The following is a 5,904-nucleotide window of genomic DNA, read 5'->3' on the forward strand; positions in this document are numbered from 1 at the left end:
ACAGGAGACGCAAAGGCCGGGCCGCCGGGCGGTTGCGTCTCTACATCGTGGTCGGCGAAACCACCGCAACGTTCATCATTCATCATTCAAAATCAGTACAACGTTCATAATGATCAACCTGAAACAGTTTGAGATTTGGTTCATCACAGGGAGCCAGCATTTATACGGGGAGGAGACCTTACAGCAGGTCGATGCGCACTCGCAGGCGATTGCCGAATTTCTTGATCGGGCCGCCGACATGCCGGTACGGATCGTGTTTAAGCCGGTAGTTAAAACAACCGACGAGATTTACGCCATCTGCCAGGCCGCCAATGCCGCCCCAGCCTGCATCGGGGTCATCACCTGGATGCATACCTTTTCGCCCGCCAAGATGTGGATTCGGGGGTTGACGATCCTCAACAAACCGCTGCTGCACCTCCATACCCAGTTCAACCGCGACATTCCGTGGGGCGACATCGACATGGACTTCATGAACCTGAACCAGTCGGCCCACGGCGACCGTGAGTTTGGCTTCATGATGACCCGCATGCACCAGGCCCGACCAACCCTGAACCGCAAAGTAGTAGTCGGGTTCTGGCAGGAAGCCTCTGTCGTTGCCCAACTGGCCGACTGGGCGCGGGTAGCTGTAGCCGCTCACGAGCTAAAAACCCTGAAGGTAGTCCGGTTTGGCGATAACATGCGCCAGGTAGCCGTTACCGATGGCGACAAGGTAGCCGCCGAGATGACCTTCGGCATGTCGGTCAACACCCACGGCATCGGCGATCTGGTCACGGTAATCAATCAGGTTAGCGATGCCGACGTCGACCGGCTCGTAACGGAGTATGCCGACACCTATACCCTGATGGATTCGCTGCAGCGGGGTGGCGCGCAACACAACTCCCTGCGCGACGCAGCCCGGATCGAGATCGGGATGCGGGCCTTCTTGCAGGACGGCGGGTTTGGCGCCTACAGCGACACCTTCGAGGATCTGTACGGCATGAAACAGCTACCCGGCATTGCGTCGCAGCGGCTCATGGCCGACGGCTACGGCTTTGCGGGCGAGGGCGACTGGAAAACGGCGGCTATGGTACGCGTCATGAAAGTGATGGCGGCCGGACTGCCGGGCGGCAACTCGTTCATGGAAGATTATACCTACCACTTCGACCCGACCAACCCGCTCGTTCTGGGCTCCCACATGCTCGAGATCTGCCCCAGCATTGCCGATGGCAAGCCCAGCTGCGAGGTTCACCCGCTCGGTATCGGCGGCAAGGAAGATCCGGTTCGGCTGGTGTTCAACGCACCGGCCGGCCCGGCCATCAACGTGTCGCTGGTCGATATGGGCAACCGGTTCCGGTTCATCGTAAACGAGGTAGAAGCCGTAGCCGTTACGGAGGCCCTGTCGAAACTGCCCGTTGCCCGCGCCCTCTGGAAACCCATGCCCGACATGGCTACCGGCTGCGCGGCCTGGATACTCGCGGGGGGTGCCCACCATACGGTATTCAGCCAGAACCTGACCACCAGCCATATCGAGGACTTCGCCGACATCTTTGGGGTCGAACTCGTCGTGATCGATAGCCAGACGAAGCTGCGCCAGCTGAAAAACGAACTCCGCTGGAGCGAAGCCGCCTACCGCCGGTAATTGTTTCACGGTTGCCCTGCTGTTGCTGACGTGTAAGCGGTTCGCGAGGTCTACATCGAGGTCGTCCACCGTAGTCCGTGTCAACACGGACCACGGTGGACGACATGAACTACGGTCATAGCAACAAACCATCCGGACAGGAGACGCAAGGGCCGGGCCGCCGTTGCGGTTGCGTCTCTACACGCCCTTTCACAAAAACCCACTTTTTATGAAAAAACAACTGCTTCCTCTTCTGCTCGCGGCACTGACCCTGTCGGCTACGGCGCAGAACCGCGTGACGGTCAACGCCAGCGATGGCAAGACCGTTATTAACCGCCATATCTATGGCCACTTTGCCGAACACCTTGGCCGCTGTATCTACGATGGCTTTTACGTGGGCGAGACCAACACGAAAATCCCGAACAAAAACGGGGTGCGGCTGGACGTGATCGAGGCCCTCAAAAAGATGAAAATCCCCAACCTGCGCTGGCCGGGCGGCTGTTTTGCCGATACCTACCACTGGAAAGACGGCATCGGCCCGAAAGCCAAACGGCCCAAGATTGTGAACACATGGTGGGGGGGCGTAACGGAAGACAACAGTTTCGGTACCCATGACTTTCTGAACATGTGCGAACTACTCGGCACGGAGCCTTACCTGGCCGGTAACGTGGGCAGCGGAACAGTACAGGACCTGAGCGACTGGGTACAGTATGTCAACTTCCCCAACAATAGCCCCATGTCTACCCTGCGGCAGCAAAACGGCCGCAAAACCCCCTGGAACGTACGCTACTGGGGTGTTGGCAACGAAGCCTGGGGATGTGGCGGCAACATGACGGCCGATTATTACGCCAATATTTACCGCCAGTACGCTACGTTCATGGGTACTCAGGTGGGTAAAGAAACCATCTTCCGGATTGCATCAGGAGCCAGTTCAGATGATTTTAACTGGACCGAAACGCTGATGAAAAATATTCCCGGCAAAATGGTCGAAGGCGTAGCCCTGCACCACTATTCTACCTTTGGCTGGGGACCGAATGAGAAAGGCTCGGCTACTGAATTTACCGAAACCGACTACGCCCATACGATGAACGAAGCCCTGAAGATGGACACCTTCGTGCAGAAGCATTCGGAAATCATGGACAAGTATGACCCCCAGAAAAAGATCGCCCTGGTTGTTGATGAATGGGGCGCCTGGTATGAGGTCGAACCGAAAACGAATCCGGGATTTTTGTATCAGCAGAACACCATGCGCGATGCCATTCTGACCGGTGCCACGCTGAACATCTTCCACAAACATGCGGAACGGGTACGGATGGCGAATTTGGCCCAGGCGGTGAACGTGCTCCAGGCCGTAATTTTGACCAAGGGCGACAAGATGCTGTTGACCCCAACGTACCACGTGCTGGAGATGTATAATGTACACCAGGACGCCACGATGCTGCCTATCGACCTCAAAACGGAAGATTATACATCAGGTAAATACAAACTCCCGGCCATCTCCGCATCGGCCTCGCGCGACCAGGCGGGTAAAGTACATATCTCGCTGGTCAACATCGACGCCGGGAAGCCGCAAACCGTTACGGTCAACCTGAAAGGGGTAAGCGCCACCAGCCTGACGGGCCGCATCCTGACGTCGGCCAGGGTACAGGATCATAACACCTTCGAGCAGCCGAACAGGGTAAAACCCGTCCCCTTCACCGGGGCTACCCGCAATGGCGACGTCCTGACCGTAACCCTCCCCCCGGTCTCCGTAGTCGTGCTGGAAATGAAATAACGAAGGTCTGTTGATTGAGTGATTGGTGATTGAGCGATTGGTGATAAAGTTGGCCGTGCCAGCTACTCATCACTCAATCACCAATCACTCAATCACTCATCCACTCAATCACTCAATAGACAAATCACTCAATCACCCATGTACAGGACCTTACAGGAAGAATGTTACGAGGCCAACATGCAGCTGCCCAAGCTCGGGCTGGTGTTGTTTACCTTTGGCAACGTCAGCGCGGTAGATCGCGAGCGGGGCGTTTTTGCCATCAAACCGAGTGGGGTATCGTACGACATTCTTACCCCCGACGACATTGTGATCTGCGATTACGACGCCCGGGTGGTAGCCGGTACCCTGCGTCCGTCGTCCGATACCAAGACTCACGCGCTGCTTTATAAAACCTGGAGCGACATTGGCGGCATTACCCATACCCACAGCACCCATGCAGTAGCCTGGGCCCAGGCAGGTCTGGACATCCCCATCTTCGGAACTACCCATGCCGACCATACCCATCACGACATTCCGTGTGCGCCCGTCCTGACCGACGCCATGATAGAAGGCGATTACGAACACGAGACCGGCAATCAGATTTTCGACGTGTTTCGGGAGAAAGGCCTCTCGCATACCGAGGTCGAGATGGTGCTGTTGCAGAACCACGGCCCGTTCACCTGGGGCAAAACCGCCGAAAAGTCGGTCTACAACGCAGCCGTACTGGAAGAAGTAGCCCGTATGGCTTACCTGACGTTACAGATTAACCCCAACACAGCCCGTATTAAAGATACCCTCCGCAACAAGCACTACCAGCGCAAGCACGGTACGAACGCCTACTACGGACAGGGCTGCTAGTCAGCCGGGCGCACCGGCCAGCTGGTTTGCCCCCACCCTAACACCTAACCCCCTCACCAGTCACCCCATGAACCGTTTTTCTCAGTATGTCGGCCTGATGGCCCTCGGCGCGCTGACGCTCCTGAATGCCTGCGCGTCTAAAAAAACTACGAATACCCAAACGATGACTATTGACAAACAGGCCTATGGCCAACTACCCGACGGTCGCCCGGTCGATCTGTACACCCTGCGCAACGAAGCCGGCATGACGGCCCGGATAACGACCTACGGCGGCATTCTGGTCGGCCTGACCGCCCCCGATAAAGACGGTCAGTTTGCCGATGTCACGCTGGGGTTCGACTCGCTCGCCACGTACCGCAAAAACAACCCGTTCTTCGGGGCGCTGGTGGGTCGCTACGGCAACCGGATCGCCAAGGGTAAGTTTACCCTCGACGGACAAACCTACACGCTGGCGACCAACAACATGGGCAACCACCTGCACGGCGGCAAGGTCGGCTTCGATAAAGTGCTCTGGACAGCTACCCCCGTCGAGGGCGACGAGCCCGCGCTGAAACTGACCTACACCGCCAAAGACGGCGAAGAAGGCTACCCCGGCAACCTGGCCGTTACCGTAACGTATACGCTTCAGAAGAACAACGCCCTCCGGATCGACTACGAAGCCACGACCGACAAACCCACGGTCGTAAACCTGACCAACCACACCTATTTCAACCTGACCGGCGGGGCCAAGCGCGACATCCTCGACCACGTGGTAACCATCAAGGCCGACCGGTTCGTACCCGTCGATAAGACGCTGATTCCGACCGGGCAGCTCCAGGCCGTTGCCGGCACCCCGTTCGACTTTACCAAGCCGACCCGCGTTGGCGACCGCATCGACGACCCCGCCGACACCCAGATCAAGTACGGCCTGGGCTACGACCACTGCTGGGTATTTGCCGACAGCAGCCAGGGTTTGAAGTCGGTGGCCACCGTTTTCGAGCCAACCACCGGACGGGTGCTGGAGGTACAGACGACCGAGCCGGCCGTACAGTTCTACACGGGCAACTTCCTCGACGGTTCGGTAACGGGTCGGGAAGGAAATCCCTACAAAAAACGCTACGGCCTCTGTCTGGAAACCGAACACTACCCCGACTCGCCTAACCAGCCCGCCTTCCCGACAACGACGCTCCGCCCCGGCCAGACGTACAAAACCACCACGATCTACCAGTTCTCTACCCGGAAGTAAGCCACTTCTGCGCGCAAACCTCCGGTAGGGATTGTTCTTTTTCGCCATTAACACCGCTAACTCCTTCGAAGGGTTGTTTGGGGGAGATTGGCTGAGAAGGTATATCTACGAAGAAACCGGATTTTACCCCCAGCCCCTAAAGGGGAGCCGTCCGCGCCGGATGGGCTCCCCTTTAGGGGCTGGGGGTAAAAAAGGCAGCCTTTCGAGCCGACTAAAGCCAGCAGATACCTTCCCCAAACAAGCCTTTAGTTTTGAGCAGTAGTAAGAAATTAAGAATATTACACCCTGTAATGCTACTCTCAGTCAGGCACTTTAGCAAACATGCAAGGCCACCAAGCCTATTTAGAGATTGAATCCTGGCTGAGTTTTTCAAACCCTACACTGGATAGAAATGCAGGCTTTCAGGCCTATTAGTAAGGTTTAAGTGCTGGTTTGAAAGCGTAGCTTAAAGCTGTTCTCATCTAACCAATT

4 protein-coding genes are annotated in these 5,904 nt (G+C 56.9%); all 4 read left to right on the top strand.

Annotation, left to right across the window (positions count from 1 at the left end; genetic code table 11):
• Window positions 1-109 precede the first annotated feature (109 nt).
• Window positions 110-1,618, top strand: coding sequence for an L-arabinose isomerase (gene araA / locus B1C80_RS27925; RefSeq protein WP_077924507.1), 1,509 nt, complete (start codon window positions 110-112; stop codon window positions 1,616-1,618).
• Between the two features lie 208 nt (window positions 1,619-1,826).
• Entirely contained in the window at window positions 1,827-3,371 is a 1,545-nt protein-coding gene (locus B1C80_RS27930; protein ID WP_077924508.1) for an alpha-N-arabinofuranosidase, read from the top strand.
• 138 nt (window positions 3,372-3,509) lie between these two features.
• On the top strand, window positions 3,510-4,208 hold the full coding sequence (locus tag B1C80_RS27935) for an L-ribulose-5-phosphate 4-epimerase (protein WP_077924509.1): 699 nt from the start codon (window positions 3,510-3,512) through the stop codon (window positions 4,206-4,208).
• A 67-nt stretch (window positions 4,209-4,275) separates the two neighbouring features.
• Window positions 4,276-5,433: an aldose epimerase family protein gene (locus B1C80_RS27940; RefSeq protein WP_077924510.1), complete on the top strand. Its 1,158-nt coding sequence runs from the start codon at window positions 4,276-4,278 to the stop codon at window positions 5,431-5,433.
• Window positions 5,434-5,904 lie beyond the last annotated feature (471 nt).

Origin of the sequence: Spirosoma sp. 209 (genome assembly GCF_002006735.1) — a bacterium.
GTDB lineage: Bacteria > Bacteroidota > Bacteroidia > Cytophagales > Spirosomataceae > Spirosoma > Spirosoma sordidisoli.